15 protein-coding genes and 1 riboswitch are annotated in these 15600 nt (G+C 70.1%); of the genes, 11 read left to right on the forward strand and 4 right to left on the reverse strand.

The features are described 5' to 3' along the window. Positions 1–88: 88 nt before the first annotated feature. The 7 genes from AC5RVZ_RS06290 (at position 89) to AC5RVZ_RS06320 (ending at position 7668) form a co-directional block, all read left to right on the forward strand. The gene (locus AC5RVZ_RS06290; protein ID WP_494064927.1) at positions 89–571 is read left to right on the forward strand and encodes a MarR family winged helix-turn-helix transcriptional regulator; all 483 of its coding nucleotides are present in this window, start codon (positions 89–91) and stop codon (positions 569–571) included. A 57-nt stretch (positions 572–628) separates the two neighbouring features. After that, complete coding sequence (locus tag AC5RVZ_RS06295; protein ID WP_494000697.1) at positions 629–1435, forward strand: class I SAM-dependent methyltransferase; 807 nt, start codon at positions 629–631, stop codon at positions 1433–1435. A 27-nt stretch (positions 1436–1462) separates the two neighbouring features. After that, on the forward strand, positions 1463–3040 hold the full coding sequence (locus tag AC5RVZ_RS06300) for a phytoene desaturase family protein (protein WP_494064928.1): 1578 nt from the start codon (positions 1463–1465) through the stop codon (positions 3038–3040). 35 nt (positions 3041–3075) lie between these two features. Then, positions 3076–3696, forward strand: coding sequence for a LysE family transporter (locus tag AC5RVZ_RS06305; protein ID WP_494064929.1), 621 nt, complete (start codon positions 3076–3078; stop codon positions 3694–3696). A gap of 130 nt (positions 3697–3826) precedes the next feature. Then, complete coding sequence (gene pabB / locus AC5RVZ_RS06310; RefSeq protein ID WP_494064930.1) at positions 3827–5860, forward strand: aminodeoxychorismate synthase component I; 2034 nt, start codon at positions 3827–3829, stop codon at positions 5858–5860. Positions 5861–5946: 86 nt separating this feature from the next. Next, positions 5947–6906, forward strand: a complete 960-nt coding sequence (locus AC5RVZ_RS06315; protein WP_494064931.1) for a GlxA family transcriptional regulator — start codon at positions 5947–5949, stop codon at positions 6904–6906. A gap of 123 nt (positions 6907–7029) precedes the next feature. Continuing rightward, positions 7030–7668, forward strand: a complete 639-nt coding sequence (locus tag AC5RVZ_RS06320; RefSeq protein WP_494064932.1) for an HD domain-containing protein — start codon at positions 7030–7032, stop codon at positions 7666–7668. A 91-nt stretch (positions 7669–7759) separates the two neighbouring features. Here the strand turns inward: AC5RVZ_RS06320 and cls are convergent, their stop codons facing one another. Further along, positions 7760–9238, reverse strand: coding sequence for a cardiolipin synthase (gene cls / locus AC5RVZ_RS06325; RefSeq protein ID WP_494064933.1), 1479 nt, complete (start codon positions 9236–9238; stop codon positions 7760–7762). An 86-nt stretch (positions 9239–9324) separates the two neighbouring features. Between cls and AC5RVZ_RS06330 the strand changes: the two genes are divergently transcribed. From AC5RVZ_RS06330 to AC5RVZ_RS06340, 3 genes are all read left to right on the forward strand, one after another. Next, a complete protein-coding gene (locus AC5RVZ_RS06330) occupies positions 9325–10197 on the forward strand; it encodes an aminodeoxychorismate lyase (protein WP_494064934.1) in 873 nt (290 codons plus the stop codon). Positions 10198–10257: 60 nt separating this feature from the next. After that, positions 10258–10623: a VOC family protein gene (locus tag AC5RVZ_RS06335; RefSeq protein WP_494064935.1), complete on the forward strand. Its 366-nt coding sequence runs from the start codon at positions 10258–10260 to the stop codon at positions 10621–10623. A gap of 169 nt (positions 10624–10792) precedes the next feature. After that, positions 10793–11968, forward strand: a complete 1176-nt coding sequence (locus AC5RVZ_RS06340; protein WP_494064936.1) for a zinc-dependent alcohol dehydrogenase — start codon at positions 10793–10795, stop codon at positions 11966–11968. 59 nt (positions 11969–12027) lie between these two features. Here AC5RVZ_RS06340 and AC5RVZ_RS06345 read toward each other — a convergent pair whose 3' ends face one another. Genes AC5RVZ_RS06345 through AC5RVZ_RS06355 form a run of 3 tightly spaced genes read right to left on the reverse strand, consistent with a single transcriptional unit; the run spans position 12028 to position 14968 of the window. Beyond that, positions 12028–12825 carry an energy-coupling factor transporter transmembrane component T family protein gene (locus AC5RVZ_RS06345; RefSeq protein WP_494064937.1) on the reverse strand — a complete coding sequence of 266 codons (798 nt, stop codon included), beginning with the start codon at positions 12823–12825 and terminating at the stop codon, positions 12028–12030. Then, positions 12822–14339, reverse strand: coding sequence for an ABC transporter ATP-binding protein (locus AC5RVZ_RS06350; RefSeq protein WP_494064938.1), 1518 nt, complete (start codon positions 14337–14339; stop codon positions 12822–12824). The genes AC5RVZ_RS06345 and AC5RVZ_RS06350 overlap by 4 nt, the downstream gene beginning before the upstream one ends. Before the next feature lie 8 nt (positions 14340–14347). After that, entirely contained in the window at positions 14348–14968 is a 621-nt protein-coding gene (locus tag AC5RVZ_RS06355) for an ECF transporter S component (protein WP_494000707.1), read from the reverse strand. A 42-nt stretch (positions 14969–15010) separates the two neighbouring features. Beyond that, a riboswitch (TPP riboswitch) is annotated at positions 15011–15144 on the reverse strand. Between the two features lie 169 nt (positions 15145–15313). Here AC5RVZ_RS06355 and AC5RVZ_RS06360 point away from each other — a divergent pair. Further along, positions 15314–15574 (forward strand): DUF4235 domain-containing protein, encoded by a 261-nt coding sequence (locus tag AC5RVZ_RS06360; RefSeq protein ID WP_494000708.1) that lies wholly within the window; start codon positions 15314–15316, stop codon positions 15572–15574. Positions 15575–15600 lie beyond the last annotated feature (26 nt).

The raw sequence follows: 15600 nt of genomic DNA on the forward strand, positions 1-15600 counted from the left end.
TCTAAAACAAGCTCCACTATAGAGTAGTTCCAAGGTGGAGATAAGCCTCAGGTGAACTATCCTTGGAGAGGTTGCCGGAGGGAGGAACGTGGCGCACAAGGAAGAGCGGCTGCTGCTGTTGCTGCAGCAGTTCGTGGTGGAGAGCGAACGGTATATCGAAGCGGTCAGCCAGCGGGACGCCCTGCACCGCACCGACCTCAACGCCCTGGCCGCGATGGTCCGGGCCGCCGCCGACGGCCGCACGGTGACTCCGGGCAGCCTGCGGAACGAGCTGCACCTCAGCTCGCCGGCGACCACCGCGCTGGTGGACCGGCTGGACCGCTCCGGCCACGTGAAGCGCACCCGCAGCGACACCGACCGCCGCAAGGTGCACCTGGAGCTGACGGACCTGGCCCGCGCCACCGGCGGCGCCATGTTCGCACCGCTGGCCCGCAACATCGGCCGGGTGCTCTCCGACTATCCGGCGGAAGACCGGCAGCGGCTCGCGGCGTTCCTGGCGGACATCATCGCCGCCACCGAAACCGCCTGTGCCGAAGTCGCGTCGGCCGAAGTCACGTCGGCCGACAAATAGCGCAACATTCCGGCACGGCAGCTACGTGGCCGCGGGGCCGCGGAGTAGTCTCCCACTATGAAGGACGAGGTCTACTCCCACGGACACCACAAAAGCGTGGTCAAAGCCCATGCGATCCGGACCGCCGAGGACTGCGCGGCCTACCTGCTGCCGGAGCTCAAGCCCGGGATGATGCTGCTGGACGTGGGCTGCGGCCCGGGCAGCATCACCGTTGACCTGGCCGAGCGGGTGGCCCCGGGACAGGTGACCGGATTGGACCGGTCCGACGATGTCCTGACCCAGGCGGCCGAACTCGCCGCCCTGCGCGGGATCGAGAACGCCACCTTCGTCGCGGGCAACATCTACGACCTCGAGTTCGATGACGACACCTTCGACGTGGTGCACGCGCACCAGGTCCTCCAGCACCTGACCGACCCGGTCGCCGCGCTCTACGAGATGCGGCGGGTGGTCAAGCCGGGCGGCATCGTGGCCGTCCGGGACGCCGACTTCCACGGCATGAGCTGGTACCCGGAACTGCCCGAACTCGACGACTGGATGGAGACCTACCAGCAGCTCGCCCGCGGCAACCGCGCCGAACCGGACGCCGGCCGGCACCTCATCGCGTGGGCGCAGGCGGCCGGCTTCCACGACATCACGCCGTCGTCGTCCAACTGGCTGTATGCCACCGAGGAGCAGCGCCGCTGGCAGGGCGAGGTCTGGTCGGAGCGGGTCCTGCACTCCGGCTACGCGGAACAGTCCCTGGAGCGGGGGCTGATCGACCGGGCCGGGCTGGAACGGATAGCCCGGGGGTGGCTGACGTGGGCCGCTGCCCCGGATGCGTGGTTCCTGATTCCCAACGGCGAGATCCTGGCCCGCAAACCCTGATCCCGCCGGCGGGACGGAAGGACTGACATGCCCGAACACTACGACGTGGTCATCGCCGGCGGCGGCCACAACGGCCTGGTCGCGGCCGCCTACCTCGCCCGCGCCGGGCGGAGCGTGCTCGTGCTCGAACGCGAAGACCAGGTCGGCGGCGCCGCGGTGTCGGCGGAAGTCTTTCCCGGCACCGGGGCCCGCATCTCGCGCTATTCCTACCTGGTCAGCCTGCTGCCGCGGCGCATCATCGACGACCTGCGGCTGGACCTGCGGCTGCTGCGCCGGCGCTTCTCGTCCTACACGCCCCTGCCCGGGACCGCGGCGGGCCTGCTGGTGGACAACCAGGACCCGGACGCCACCCGCTCCTCCTTCGCCGCCGTGGGCGCGGCCACCGACTTCGAGCCCTTCACCGGGTTCTATCAGCGCACCAGCCGGCTGGCCCGGGCCCTCTGGCCCTCCGTCACCGAACCGCTGCCCCGCCGCTCCGAGGTGCGCAGCAGGGTCGGCGACGACGAGGCCTGGCACGACTTCATCGACCGGCCGATCGGCGAGGCGGTCGAGCGCAGTTTCGGCTCGGACCTGGTCCGCGGCGTGGTGCTCACCGACGCCCTGATCAGCACCTTTGCCGGCGCCCACGACGCCTCGCTGCAGCAGAACAAATGCTTCCTCTACCACGTGATCGGCGGCGGTACCGGCGACTGGGACGTGCCCGAAGGCGGCATGGGTGCGGTCAGCGCGGCGCTGGAAAAGGCGGCCCGCAGCGCCGGCGCGGAGCTGCGGACCCGGACGCGCGTCACCTCCGTCTCCCCCGAGGGAGAGGTGACGTACGACGACGGCGGCGCGGGCGGCGTCGTCGTCTCGGCCGAACGCGTGCTCGCCAACGTCTCCCCCGCCGTGCTCGACGGGCTGCTCGCCGCCGCCGGCGCCGGGCCGGCCACCCGGCCGGAGGCGGCGCCGGAAGGCGCACAGGCGAAGGTGAACCTGCTGCTGTCCCGGCTGCCGAAGCTGCGGGACGGCTCGGTGGCGCCCGAGGCGGCGTTCGGCGGCACCTTCCACATCAACGAGTTGTACTCGCAGCTGGAAGGGGCCGCCGCCGAAGCGGCCGCGGGCCGGGTGCCGGATCCGCTGCCCGCCGAGATCTACTGCCACTCCTTGACCGACCCGTCCATCCTCTCGCCGGAACTGCAGGCAGCGGGAGCCCACACGCTCACCGTGTTCACGCTGCAGACCCCGCACCGGCTGATCACCGAGGCGAACAACGACGCGATGCGGCAGCGGCTGCAGGACGCCGTGCTCGCCTCGCTCAATTCCGTACTCGCCGAGCCGATCGAGGACTGCATCCTGCGCGATCAACGCGGAGAGCCGTGCATCGAAACCAAGACCACCCTGGACCTCCAGCGGGAGCTGAACCTGACCGGCGGCAGCATCTTCCACGGCCCCCTGGACTGGCCGTTCGCCGAAGACGACGAACCGCTCGACACTCCGGCGCAGCGCTGGGGCGTGGGCACGGCGCACGAGCGGATCCTGCTCTGCGGGGCCGGCGCGCGGCGCGGCGGCGGGGTCAGCGGCCTGGGCGGCCACAACGCCGCCATGGCCGTGCTCGAGTCCCGCTGACCGAAACCCGCCGGTCCGCACCGTAGGATCATCTGGTGCAAATCTCGTTATGGCTGGCGCTGCTCGGCGCCACGCTGGTCATCAGCTTCACCCCCGGCGCCGGCGCCATCAACACCATGAGCAACTCGCTCAACGCCGGCTTCCGCCGTTCCATCTGGGGGATTCTGGGCCAGCAGGCCGCCCTGGTCGTCCACGTGGTGATCGTGGCGCTGGGCCTGGGCCTGCTGGTGTCCACGTCGCCGATGCTGTTCGCCGCCATCAAGTACGCGGGTGCGGTGTACCTGATCTACCTGGGCCTGCGGCAGTTCTTCGCCAAGCCGACGGGCGGCGCGGAAATCGAAGAGTCGCGGCGCAACGAGCCCGCGTTCTCCATGTTCCGGCGCGGTCTCTGGGTCAACCTGCTCAACCCGAAGGCGATCGTCTTCTTCCTGGCCTTCATGCCCGGCTTCATCCGGCTGGACCAGCCCCAGCTGCCGCAGTACCTGGTCCTGATCGCCACCGTGGTGGTGGTGGACATCCTCGTGATGTGGTTCTTCTTCGCCGCCGCGGCCCGGTCCTTCCAGCGCTTTACCCGGACCACGCGCGGGCTGATGATGATGAACCGGGTCTTCGGCACGCTGTTCATCGCCGTCGGCCTCATGCTGGCGTTCCTGTAGCCCGGTTCTCATAGACTCGAAGACATGTACCGCATCATCGCCGCCAGCACCGGCAGCCCCTGCCGCCGCGATCCGGTCCGGGGGCATCCCCCGGTCCGGGCCGCCGCCGCGACCGGATGCGGGGCAATCAGTGCGCACTAAGCCCGTACTGGTCGCCGTCGACGGGCGCTCGGGGGCCGGCAAGACCACGCTGGCCGTGGAACTGGCGGCGATGCTGCGGGTCCACCGCACGGTATCGCTGTTCCACTTGGAGGACATCTACCCCGGCTGGCACGGCCTCGCCGGCGGGCAGCAGCGGTATCTGGAAACCGTGCTGCGGCCCCTGGCCGCCGGGGATACCGCGCGCTGGACCGCCTGGGACTGGGACGGGAACGGCGACGGTGCCTCCCGCACCACGGAGCCGGCCGACGTGGTGGTGTTCGAGGGCGTCGGTGCCGCCCATGCCGCTGCCCGCGGGCTCCTCGACGCCGTGATCTGGCTGCAGGCGCCCTCCGCCGACCGGCGCACCCGGGCCCTGTCCCGGGACGGCGATACGTATGAACCGTTCTGGGACGTCTGGGCGGAGCAGGAAGAGGCCTGGCTGGCCGGCGACGACGTCGCGGCGGCCGCCGACGTCGTCGTCGTCGAATCCGGTCCCTCCGGCACCGATCCGGCGCAGGTGCTCCACGCGCTGGCCTCGGTGCCCGCCCTCGAACACGCCCTGGCCCCGGAGCGTGCCGCCCGCGAGGGCGTCCGTCTGGTCGCCGAACGCCTGGCCGCCTATCCGGACGCCGAAGAAATCTACCGGCGCCTGTACGCCGGCTCCCCCCGCAGCGTCTGGCTGGACAGTTCCAACACCCGTGAATCCGCCGACCGCAACCGGATCAGCGTCCTGGCCGACGACGGCGGAGCCTTCGGCGCCTGGGCCGAGCATCGCAACGGCACTACCGTGGTCGGCCGGGGCAACGCCACCGCCCGGGTCCGTGGCGGTTTCTTCCGCTGGCTGGACACCGTGTGGGGACGCCGCACCGTCACGCTGCCGGCCGGGGTCCCCGGGAACTTCGCCCTGGGCTGGCTGGGCTACCTGGGCTACGAGCTCAAGCGCGAGACCGGGGGCTCGGACGTCGGTGCCGGGGTGCCGAACGGGGCGCCGGATGCCGCGCTGCTGTTCGCCGGCCGCGCCGTCGTGCTCGACCACGAGCGGCAGTGCACGTGGCTGCTCGCCCTGGCCGGCCCGTCCGCGGGGGACGACACGGACGCCTGGCTCGCCGCTGCCGGCGCGGTGGTCAGCGGTCTGCCCGCGGCCGCCGGCCCCGCCCCGGCTCCGGCCGCGCCGCCACAGGCACCGGAATTCTGGTCCCGCGACACGCGCGAGGCCTACCTGGCCAAAATCCGGGAAGCGCAGGCGGAAATCACCGAGGGCAACACCTACGAGGTCTGCCTGACCACGGAGCTGCACGCGACCGCGGCGGAACCGCTGGACCCGCTGGACACCTACCTGGCCCTGCGCAGCCGCAACCCCGCGCCCTTTGCCAGCCTCCTGCGGTTCGGGCGGCTCACGGTGGCCAGCACGTCGCCCGAGCGGTTCCTGGGCCTCGACGCCGGTGGCCGGCTGCGGGCCGAACCGATCAAGGGCACGCGGCGCCGCCTCCCGGATCCCGACGCCGATGCCGCCGTCGTCGAAGAACTCGCCGGCAGCGCGAAGGACCGCGCCGAGAACATCATGATCGTGGACCTGCTGCGCAACGACCTGAGCCACTTTGCCGTGCCGGGCTCGCTGCAGGTCAGCCGGCTGTGCGCCATCGAGTCCTACGCGACGGTGCACCAGATGGTGTCCACGATCGACGCGCAGCTGTTGCCCGGGGCGGTGCGGGCGGAGGCCGTGGCCGCGGCTTTTCCCGCCGGATCGATGACGGGCGCCCCGAAGATCAGCACCATGGACATCCTGGACCGGTTGGAGACCGGACCGCGCGGCGTCTACTCGGGGGCTGTGGGCTACTTTTCGCTGGACGGGGCCGCAGACCTGTCCGTGGTGATCCGCACCCTCGTGATGGACGGCAACCGGTTGAGCCTGGGCGTCGGCGGCGCCATCACGGCCGATTCCGTGCCCGACGACGAATGGGACGAGGTCCGCGCCAAGGCCTACGGGGTGCTCTCGGCGCTCGGGGCAACGTTCCCGGAGTAACGCATAGACTGTGCCGCCAGAGGTGGACGGCTCGGAGAACCCGTGACCAGAATCGAGGAATTGTTGTGCCAGGAGCAGCCAGCACCATGACCACCCGCGTGGGCATTTTGGTCTTCGACGGGGTGAAGCTGCTCGATGTCGCCGGCCCGGCGGAGGCATTCGCAGAGGCAAACCACCTCGGCTGCTCCTACGAACTCGTCTTCCTGTCGCCGGACGGGAACGACGTCGCCTCCTCGGTCGGGCTGCGGGTATCGGTGGATGCCGCGGCGGCCGGTGCCGGCAGCTTCCACACCGTCCTGGTGGCCGGCGGGGACGCCCTGCCCGGCGGCCTGCTTCCGGCCGGGCTGGTCGACGCCGCCGGGCATCTTGCCGGCAACACCGGGCGGATGTCGTCCATTTGCACCGGTGCCTTCGTTCTCGCAGCGGCGGGGCTGCTGGACGGGCGCCGGGCCACGACGCACTGGAAGCACACCCGCGAGCTGGCCCGGCGTTATCCGGGGACCCAGGTGGAGCCGGACGCGATCTTCGTCAGCGACGGCCGGATCCACACCTCGGCCGGCGTCACGGCCGGGATCGATCTGGCCCTGGCGCTGATCGAGGAGGACCACGGCCCGGACCTAACCCGCGAGGTGGCCCGCTCCCTCGTGGTCTACATGCAGCGCTCCGGCGGGCAGTCGCAGTTCTCTGCGCCGCTGCAGGGAGATCCGCCCAGGTCTTCGCCCCTGCGGCCGGTGCTCGAGGCCGTGCGCGCCGACCCGGCGGCGGCGCTCTCTGTTCCCGCGCTCGCCCGGGACGCCAACCTGAGCGTGCGGCACCTGACCCGGCTCTTCCGCGAAGAGCTGCAGACCACGCCGGCGAAGTATGTGGAGCTCGTCCGCTTCGACACCGCCAAGGCCCTGCTGGACTCTGGATACAGCGTCACCGAGGCCGCCGAACGCTCCGGGTTCGGCAACTCCGAGGCGCTGCGGCGCACGTTCGTGGCACGGATCGGCGTGCCGCCGTCGAAATACCAGCAGCGTTTCCGGTCCACGGCGAAGAACGGCTGAACGCTTCCTTGCGCCGTGGCCGAATCCGAGGGAATGTCGTCCTCCGCGACGGGGCACGCAGCCGGCCGACCGGGCAGTGTGGAGAGTAGGCACACCTCCGTGCCCTGGACAAAGGAGACATTCATGGCTGAAGTCATCGCAGGCATCACGATTCCCGACACCAAACTCGTCCGGAACGCCACCGAACTGGTCCGCGACACCACCAACGACCTGTTGTTCGACCATTCCCGGCGCGTGTACCTCTTCGGCGCCCTCCAGGGCCAGCGCCTCGGCCTCGACGTCGACCACGAGCTGCTCTATGTCGGCGCGCTCTTCCACGACTTGGGCCTGACCGATACGTACAGCACGGACCACCTGCGCTTCGAGGTCGACGGCGCCAATGCCGCCAAATCCTTCCTGCTGGAGCAGGGACGTTCGGAAGAGGACGCAGCCACGGTGTGGACCGCCGTCGCGCTCCACACCACCCCCGGTGTCCCCGAATTCATGGACCCGGAGATCGCGTTGGTGACCGCGGGGGTGGAAACGGACGTGCTGGGGATCGGCTACTCCGATCTCGACCGGACGGCCATCGACGCCGTCACCGCGGCGCACCCGCGGCCGGACTTCAAGCGGCAGATCCTGGCGGCGTTCACGGAGGGCAATAAGCACCGCCCGGAGACCACCTTCGGCAACGTCAATGCCGATGTGCTCGAGCACTTTAGCCCCGGCTTCCAGCGGACCGACTTCGTGGACATCATCCAGAACTCCGCCTGGCCCGAATAGGCGCCCGCCGGGTGCCGGCGGCAGTAACGGCAGGCGTGTGGACGGGGCGCACGGCCGGCACGCAGGCCGTGCGCCGGCCGTGGGGCCCGGATTACTGCAACGTGGCCGTCAGCCTGGCCACGTTGTCCACGTAGCGCTGCCAGCGGGGCCGCTGCCTCCACTCCTGCAGCGTGAGCTCCCGGGAAATGACCCGATAGCTGTCCTGGATCTCCGAGACCTTCTCAACGATGTGGTCCCCGAGCATCATCACGGAGACCTCCATGTTCAGGGAGAAGGACCGCATGTCCATGTTGCTGGAGCCGATGACCGCGACCTCATCGTCCACCGTGAAGTGCTTAGCGTGCAGCACCAGCGGCTTCGGGTAGCGGTAGATCCGCACGCCGGCCTCCAGCAGCGCCTGATAGTAGGACTGCTGGGCGTGATGGACCAGCAGCTGGTCGCCGCGTTCGGAGACGAACAATTCGACCTCGACGCCGCGCTGGGCCGCCGTCGTGATGGCATAGAGCAGCGAGTCATCCGGAACGAAGTACGGGCTGCAGATGGACAGCCGCTCCACCGCCGCATAGATGAGCGTGTTGAACAGGCGCAGGTTGTTCTCGGTTGCGAAGCCGGGGCCGCTGGGCAGGGCCTGGCAGGTCATGGGGCCGGGCTCGCGGAAGGGGGCCGGGGTGAACAGCTCGCCTTCGAGCGTGTCGTCGGTCTCGCTGGACCAGTCGGTGGCGAACACGACGTTCAGCGCGGTGACAATGGGGCCTTCGTAGCGCGCCATCAGTTCCACCCATTTGCGGCCGATCTTATGGCTGGACGTGCGGCGGTAGCCGGGCTCGATCAGGTTTTGCGACCCGGTGAACGCCACCCGGCCGTCCACCACCAGGATCTTGCGGTGGTTGCGCAGGTCGATCCGGCGCCACTGGCCGCGGACCGGCAGGACGGGCAGCATCCGGCGCCACTCGATGTCGGTGGTCTCCAGCCAGCGGCGGAACTTGCGGTAGCCGGCGACGCGGAGGGTGCCGATGTGGTCGAACAGCAGGCGCACGCGGACACCACGGGCGGCGGCTTCTTCCAGGGCGGTGAAGAGCTTGCCGGTGGTTTCGTCGCGGCTCATGATGTAGAACTCGATGTTCACGAACTCACGCGCCTCGCGCACGGCCTCGGTCATCGCGTCAATGGACTCGTCGTAGTCCGGATACAGCTCCACGTGGTTGCTGTCCACCATGGGGAAGGCGCCGAGCCGCCGGTTTAACTCTGCCGCCGAGTGCACCCAGGCCGGGGCTTCCTGCTCGCTGGTGGGCTCCTTGAGGTTCCGCGTGGCGGCCCACACCCGGCCGTTGATCTCTGTCTGCTTGGCGATCCGGCGCTCCGAGAGGCGGAACCTGCCGAACATGAAGAAGAGCAGCAGCCCGATCAGCGGGATGAAGAAGATGGCCAGCAGCCAGGCCATGGCGGTATTGGGGCGGCGGTTCCCGGGAATCACGCCCAGGGCGATGATGCGGATGGCCATATCGACCACGCCCAGAATCACGACAGCCCACTCGGGGAATGTGCCCAGCCCCGCAAACGACCACAGCACGCGGCTGTTCCTCCCCTCCCGCCGTGTGCCGGCGCAATCCTCCCAGCCTACCCGGCGTTTGGGGGCAGACTCACTAAGCTGGAGCCATGACAGTTCTGGTGTTTTTGGACCCTGCCCACGAGGCTGGACGCGTCGCAGATGCCTCCCGGCCGCAGCTGATGGCCACCGATCTCGGGGCCACCCGCGGGGACGGCATCTTCGAGTCCCTGCTGGCAGTCGACGGGGTCCCGCGCAAGCTGCAGGCGCATCTGGACCGGCTGGCCAGCTCCGCCCGGGCCATGGACCTGCAACTTCCCTCCCCGGAGGCCTGGGAGCGTGCCATCGCGACGGCGATCGCCGAGCACCCGCCGGTCGAGGAACTGGTGATCAAGCTGCTGGTGACCCGCGGGGTGGAAGGCTCCTCCGCGCCCACGGCCTGGGTCCAGGCTTCGCTGGTGCCGGCGGCAGGGCGGCGCCAGCGGACCGACGGCATTTCCGTGCTGCTGCTCGACCGCGGGTACGACAGCTCGCTGGCCGAGCGCGCCCCGTGGCTGCTCATGGGGGCCAAGACGCTCTCCTACGCGGTCAACATGGCGGCGCTGCGTTATGCGCACAAGAACGGCGCCGACGACGCCATCTTCACGTCCAGCGACGGCCGCGTGCTGGAAGGCCCCACCTCCACGGTGCTGATGGCGCGGGTGCGCGACGGCGTGAAGACGCTGGTGACGCCGCTGCTGGAGAGCGGCATCCTGCCGGGCACGTCCCAGTCGGTGCTGTTCAAGGCGGCAGAAGCCGCCGGGTGGCGGCTCGGCTACGGTCCGCTGGAGCCGCACGACCTCTACGAAGCCGACGCCGTCTGGCTGGTTTCGAGCATCCGCCTGCTCGCCCCGGTCAAGAGCATCGACGGCAAGGAGATCCCCGTCTCGCCCGACCTGACCCAGGAACTAACGGCCCTGCTGGCCCAGGGCAGCCGGGAGTAGCCGGTGAGGAACATCGCGCTTGACGCTGACCCGACCGGGTCTTCCGAGGCGCCGCCGCCCATGTTCCTGAAGCTTGAATGCGTCTGCGTTCCGACGGTCGACGTCGAGGCCTCCGTCGGATTTTATGCCGGGCTTGGGATGCGGGAGTCCTGGCGGATCAGCCGCAAGACTCCGGCAGGACAGGATTGGACCCTGGTCGGCATGCGCTTTCCGGACGGGAACAGTTCCGAACTCGTCCTCAGCAACAACCCCGACAACCGGCGCCTCGAGGTCGAAGTGTTCGTTGGCGATGTCCGACGCGCCTACGAGGAGCTGTCTTCCGACGGCGGAGTGGAATGGATAGAGGCGCCCTTCGCCACCGAGTCGGGGCATGTGGCCGTGATGCGTGCGCCCGACGGCAACGTCTTCGTCCTGGTGGGTGCGTAGGACGACCTCCTGCCCATCTGCCTGCTGAAAAACGTCCCCCGGCACAGGAGCCTTCCGGGATCGGGACCCGCTTCGACCACCGCGTTACTGCAGTGTTAGGGTCGATTGGACCGAAATGATCAGCATGCTGTCGTTCCGTCCGGGGCGGCAGCCCCAGAGAAGGAGGGCAATGAAGGCTCTGACGTGGCAAGGGAAGCGTTCGGTCAGCGTGGAGGAGGTCCCGGATCCGCGGATCCAGGAGCCCACGGACGCGATCGTGCGGATCACCTCGACCGGAATCTGCGGCTCGGACCTGCACCTCTACGAGGTGCTCACTCCCTTCATGGACAAGGGCGACATCATCGGACACGAGCCCATGGGGATCGTTGAGGAGGTCGGCTCGGCCGTCACCCACATCAAGGCCGGGGACCGGGTGGTCATCCCGTTCAATGTCTCCTGCGGCCACTGCTTCATGTGCCGACAGGGCCTGCAGTCCCAGTGCGAGACCACCCAGGTCCGCGAGTACAACAACAATGCCCAGTTCCTGGGCTACTCGAGGCTCTACGGCTCGGTGCCCGGCGGGCAGGCCGAGTACCTGCGTGTCCCGCACGCGGACTACGGACCCATCAAGGTGCCCCACGCCGGTGAGGACGAGCGCTACCTGTACCTCTCCGATGTGGTGCCCACCGCGTGGCAGGCCGTGCAGTACGCGGCCCCGCCGGAAGGCGGCTCCCTGGCCGTGCTCGGCCTGGGCCCCATCGGCCAGATGTCCGCCCGGATCGGCCGGCACCTCGGCTACCGGGTGCTGGCGGTGGACCCCGTCGCGGAGCGGCGGGCCATGGCGGAGCGCCACGGCATCGAGACGCTGGACCTGCACGGCGACGTCGCGGACGACCTGCGGGAGCGCACGGGCGGCCGCGGGCCCGACTCGGTGGTGGACGCGGTGGGCATGGAGGCGCACGGCTCGCCCGTGGCCGGCGCGGTCCACCAGGCGGTGGGGCTGCTGCCGTCCGCCGTGGGCCGCAAGGCGATGGAGGCAGCAGGGGTGGACAGGCTCGACGCGCTCTACACCGCGATCGACGCCGTCCGGCGCGGCGGCACGATCTCGATCAGCGGCGTGTACGGCGGGATGAAGGACCCTCTGCCGATGCTGACCATGTTCGACAAGCAGCTCCAGCTGCGGATGGGCCAGTGCAACGTGAAGCGGTGGATCGACGATCTGCTGCCCCTGGTCGACCACCCGTCGGACCCGCTGGGCGTGCTCGACCTGGCGACCCACCAGGTTCCGCTGGAGCAGGCGCCGGAGATGTACGAGAAGTTCCAGAAGAAGGAGGACGGCTGCATCAAGGTGGTGCTCAAGCCGTAGTCCTGAACGGATCGGCGGACCCCGGCCGGCGTGGATCGCCGGGGTCCGCCCGTACCGGTTCACACGAAGATGAAGTTCCAGGTCCCGGCGGCCACCGCGGCAGCGGCGGCTGCGCCGGCGATGACCGCCCCGCCCAGCACCACCCACACATCCACCATGCTGTAGGTGGATTCGCGCGCCCAGGTCCGGGGCCCGGCGCCGAAGCCGCGGGCCTCCATCGCGACGGCCAGCCGGGTGGCCCGGCGGATGGCCTGCACGATCAGGCCGAACGCCTGGCCCGCGAACGCGCCCGCCTTGGCCAGCGGCCGGTTCTCCGCCCCGACACCGCGGGCGCGGCGCGCCAAACCGAGGGTGCGCCATTCCTCCACCAGCAGCCCCACCAACCGCATGGCGGCCAGCGCTCCCAGCACGAACCGGTGGGGCAGCTTCAGCTTCTGCGCCAAGGCGTCCGCCAGGTCCGTCGGGTCGGTCGTCAGGAGCAGGAAAATGCCCGGCAGCGCAACGGCGAGCGACCGCAGGCCGATGGCAACGCCGCCGGCCACCGAGTCCTCCGTGAAGATCAGCGGACCGAACCGGAACAGCACGGCCCCGGTCTTCTCGGCCAGCAAGGCCGTTGCCCAGGCCCCGACGGCAGACGCCGCCAGCAGCGGCCAGCCTCGCTTCAGCAGCAGCCACGGGCTGACACCCAGCACGGGCATCAGCAACAGTTCCGCGGCCAGCACCACGGAGGCGCTGACCCAGTCCACACTGAGCATGACCACCACGGTGACCAGGGCGGCGGCGGCCAGCTTCGATACCGGGTTGGCGCGGCTGAACGGGGAGGCGGCCAGCCGGGGGTTCATCAGGTCCATACTCATGCTGCCCTCCCAAGCGGCTGGGCCGGGCGGACGCCGCCGTCAGCCACCCGGACGCCGGCGCCGCCGAGCGCGGCGGTGAAGTCGTCGTCGTGCGTCACCGAGACTACGCTCCGGCCCTCGGCCACCAGCTCGGCCAGCAGCGTGACCAGTTCGGCCCAGGTGTTGGCGTCCTGTCCGAAGGTCGGCTCGTCCAGCATCAGGATGTCCGGGCCGGTGGCCAGCATGGTGGCTACCGACAGCCTGCGTTTCTCCCCGCCGGAGAGGGTGAACGGGTTGGCCTGCAGCAGGCGGGTCAGCCGGAGCCGCTCGGCGATCGTGTCCACCCGCCGCCGGACGCTCGCCTCGGGCAGTTTGGCCACGCGGCGCGGGCCGAATTCCAGTTCGTCGAGCACCGTGCCGGTGAGGAACTGGTGTTCCGGTTCCTGGAAAACGCTGCCGATCCGGGTCACCAGCTGCGCGGACTTCCACTTCGCCGGGGACAAGCCGGCACCGCGCTGCAACGCCGGCGTCGCCGAGAGATCCCCTCCCGCGGGTGCCAGCAGGCCGGCCAGGGTGAGGGCCAGGGTGGATTTGCCGGCACCGTTCGCGCCGGTGACGCTGAGGGCCTGCCCGGCCAACAGGTCCAGGTCCACCCCGCGCAGCACCGGCGCGGCTTTCCGGTTCCGCGACACGTCCAGTGCCGCCGCCCGCAGCAACGGGCCGCCCGGGGCCGGTGCCGCGGGCAGCTCCAGCCGCGGGGTATGACCGGGAACCCAGACGCCGGCCTCGATCAGCCGGGCGCGGGTGGCGCCTTCGGCGAGCACCTGGTCCGGCGGCCCGTCGGCCAGCACGCCGCCGCCGGCCGCGAGCACGATCACGCGGTCCACGACGTCCGCCCAGACCGCCACCCGATGCTCGACCACCACCAAGGTGGCGCCGGTGCGGTCCAGCACCCGGGCCACGGCGTCCCGTACTTCCCGCACCCCGGCGGGGTCCAGGTTTGCCGTCGGCTCATCCAGCAGCAGCAGCCCCGGCCGCATGGCCAGGACCGAGGCCAGCGCCAGCCGCTGTTTTTGGCCGCCGGACAGCGCCGACGTGGGATGGTCCAACGGGACGGCCAGGCCGACATCGGCCAGGGATTCACGGACCCGGTCCCAGATCAGCCCGCGCGGCAGCGACAGGTTCTCCGCCCCGAAGGCCACCTCGTCGCCGACCCGGGCCAGCACCAGCTGGCTCTCCGGATCCTGCAGCACGAGGCCGGCCCGGCCGCGGGCCTCGGAGGGACGCACCCCCGCCACGCTCAACCGGCCGGTCTCCTCGCCTTCGCCCTCGTCGCCGAGGACGCCGGCCATGGCGTGCAGCAGCGTGGACTTGCCGGCCCCGGAGGCGCCCAGCAGCAGGACCCGTTCGCCCGGGGCGATGCTGAAACTGGCCGCGCGCACCGCCGGATCCTTGCGGCCGGCATGCCGCCAGCCCCACCCCTCGGCGAGGACGGGCACCGGGCGGGGCGCCGCCGTCGTACTCTGCGCTCCCATTAAACGGCTCAGGCGTCTGCCGTGCGTCCCGCGGCGAAGGAGGACAGCGCACCCGTCTTCGCCAGGCCCCTGACCGCCAGCCACGGCAGCAGCCCGGCAATCACCACGCCGGACACGGCCGCGAAGCCCACGTAGGCGAGCTGCCATTCGGCGGCCCACAGCATGTTGTAGAGGATGTTCTCGCTGATCGACAGCGCCAGGCCTGCGCCCAGGCCGGCCAGCAGCGCCACGCCGAGATTAAACCTGCGGTACAGAAAGAGCAGGAAGACGACCTCGGCGCCCAGGCCCTGGATCAGGCCGGAGACCAGGACGGTCATGCCGAAGCTCGTGCCCAGCAGCGCGGAGACAACCGCCGCCAGCATCTCGCAGTAGATGGCGGCGCCGGGCTTGCGGATGATCAGCCCGCCCAGCACGCCCGCCATCAGCCAGCCGCCGGTGTACAGCCCGGCGGAAGGCGGGAAAGCTATGGTCAGGCCCTCGATCAGCGGCCAGCCCGCCGACCAGGCCCAGAAGATGACGCCGACGGCCACGGCGACCACCGAGGCAACGACGATGTCCACCACCCGCCAGCCGTAACGCTGCTTCCGGGCAGGGGTGGGCGTGGCGGGTGCATTCGAAACGGTACTCATGGAATCCTCCTGGTTGCAGGAGGGGAGGGCGGCCACGCGGCGCGCCCCGAGAACTCGACTCCCTTCGCCGGTACTAACCGGAGCAGGTTCGAGGGTCTGCGGTCTATCCGCACTCTCAGCGTCCCTCCCGGTCTCCGGTGTGCACCGGCCGGTCGGACGCTCCCCTGTCGTCACTAGATGCTGTCTGGCAGCACGTACCAGTCTACACTCGCCCGCAGCGGCGGGCATTCGGGCGCAGACCCCGGGAAAATGCACGAGGGCTTACGGCCCCGGCGGGTGCCGGGCAGTAGGCTGGGAACCGGAACAGCAGTTGAGACGGGGCTGCGGCCCCGGAAGGGAGCGGGCATGAGCGTTGTGTTGAGGCTCTTGGGCACACTGGTGAGTATCGGCGCGGGCCTGGCAGCCAGCCAGCTGCTGGGGCTTGTCTGGAAGATGGTCACCGGAAAAGATGCGCCCAAGAGCGACGATGACCTGGAGAACAGCCTGCGGGCGGCGGTGGCCTTCGCCGTGGTGTCCGGCACCGTGGCGCGGGTGATCCAGGTGCTGACCAAGCGCGCCACCGCCAAGGCGGTCATCCGCTACGACAAGACCCGGGAAATGGTCTAAGCGGTCCCTTGAGGATTCCGATGGGG

The organism is Arthrobacter sp. Cza30 (assembly GCF_059090765.1).

Bases quoted from the DNA above. Each gene is read 5' to 3' on its own strand.
- AC5RVZ_RS06315 (WP_494064931.1), top strand. From the start codon at position 5,947: ATGACCACCCGCGTGGGCATTTTGGTCTTCGACGGGGTGAAGCTGCTC.
- AC5RVZ_RS06335 (WP_494064935.1), top strand. From the start codon at position 10,258: ATGTTCCTGAAGCTTGAATGCGTCTGCGTTCCGACGGTCGACGTCGAG.
- AC5RVZ_RS06320 (WP_494064932.1), top strand. From the start codon at position 7,030: ATGGCTGAAGTCATCGCAGGCATCACGATTCCCGACACCAAACTCGTC.
- AC5RVZ_RS06295 (WP_494000697.1), top strand. From the start codon at position 629: ATGAAGGACGAGGTCTACTCCCACGGACACCACAAAAGCGTGGTCAAA.
- AC5RVZ_RS06330 (WP_494064934.1), top strand. From the start codon at position 9,325: ATGACAGTTCTGGTGTTTTTGGACCCTGCCCACGAGGCTGGACGCGTC.
- AC5RVZ_RS06350 (WP_494064938.1), bottom strand. From the start codon at position 14,339: ATGGGAGCGCAGAGTACGACGGCGGCGCCCCGCCCGGTGCCCGTCCTC.
- AC5RVZ_RS06345 (WP_494064937.1), bottom strand. From the start codon at position 12,825: ATGAGTATGGACCTGATGAACCCCCGGCTGGCCGCCTCCCCGTTCAGC.
- AC5RVZ_RS06355 (WP_494000707.1), bottom strand. From the start codon at position 14,968: ATGAGTACCGTTTCGAATGCACCCGCCACGCCCACCCCTGCCCGGAAG.
- AC5RVZ_RS06340 (WP_494064936.1), top strand. From the start codon at position 10,793: ATGAAGGCTCTGACGTGGCAAGGGAAGCGTTCGGTCAGCGTGGAGGAG.
- AC5RVZ_RS06360 (WP_494000708.1), top strand. From the start codon at position 15,314: ATGAGCGTTGTGTTGAGGCTCTTGGGCACACTGGTGAGTATCGGCGCG.
- AC5RVZ_RS06300 (WP_494064928.1), top strand. From the start codon at position 1,463: ATGCCCGAACACTACGACGTGGTCATCGCCGGCGGCGGCCACAACGGC.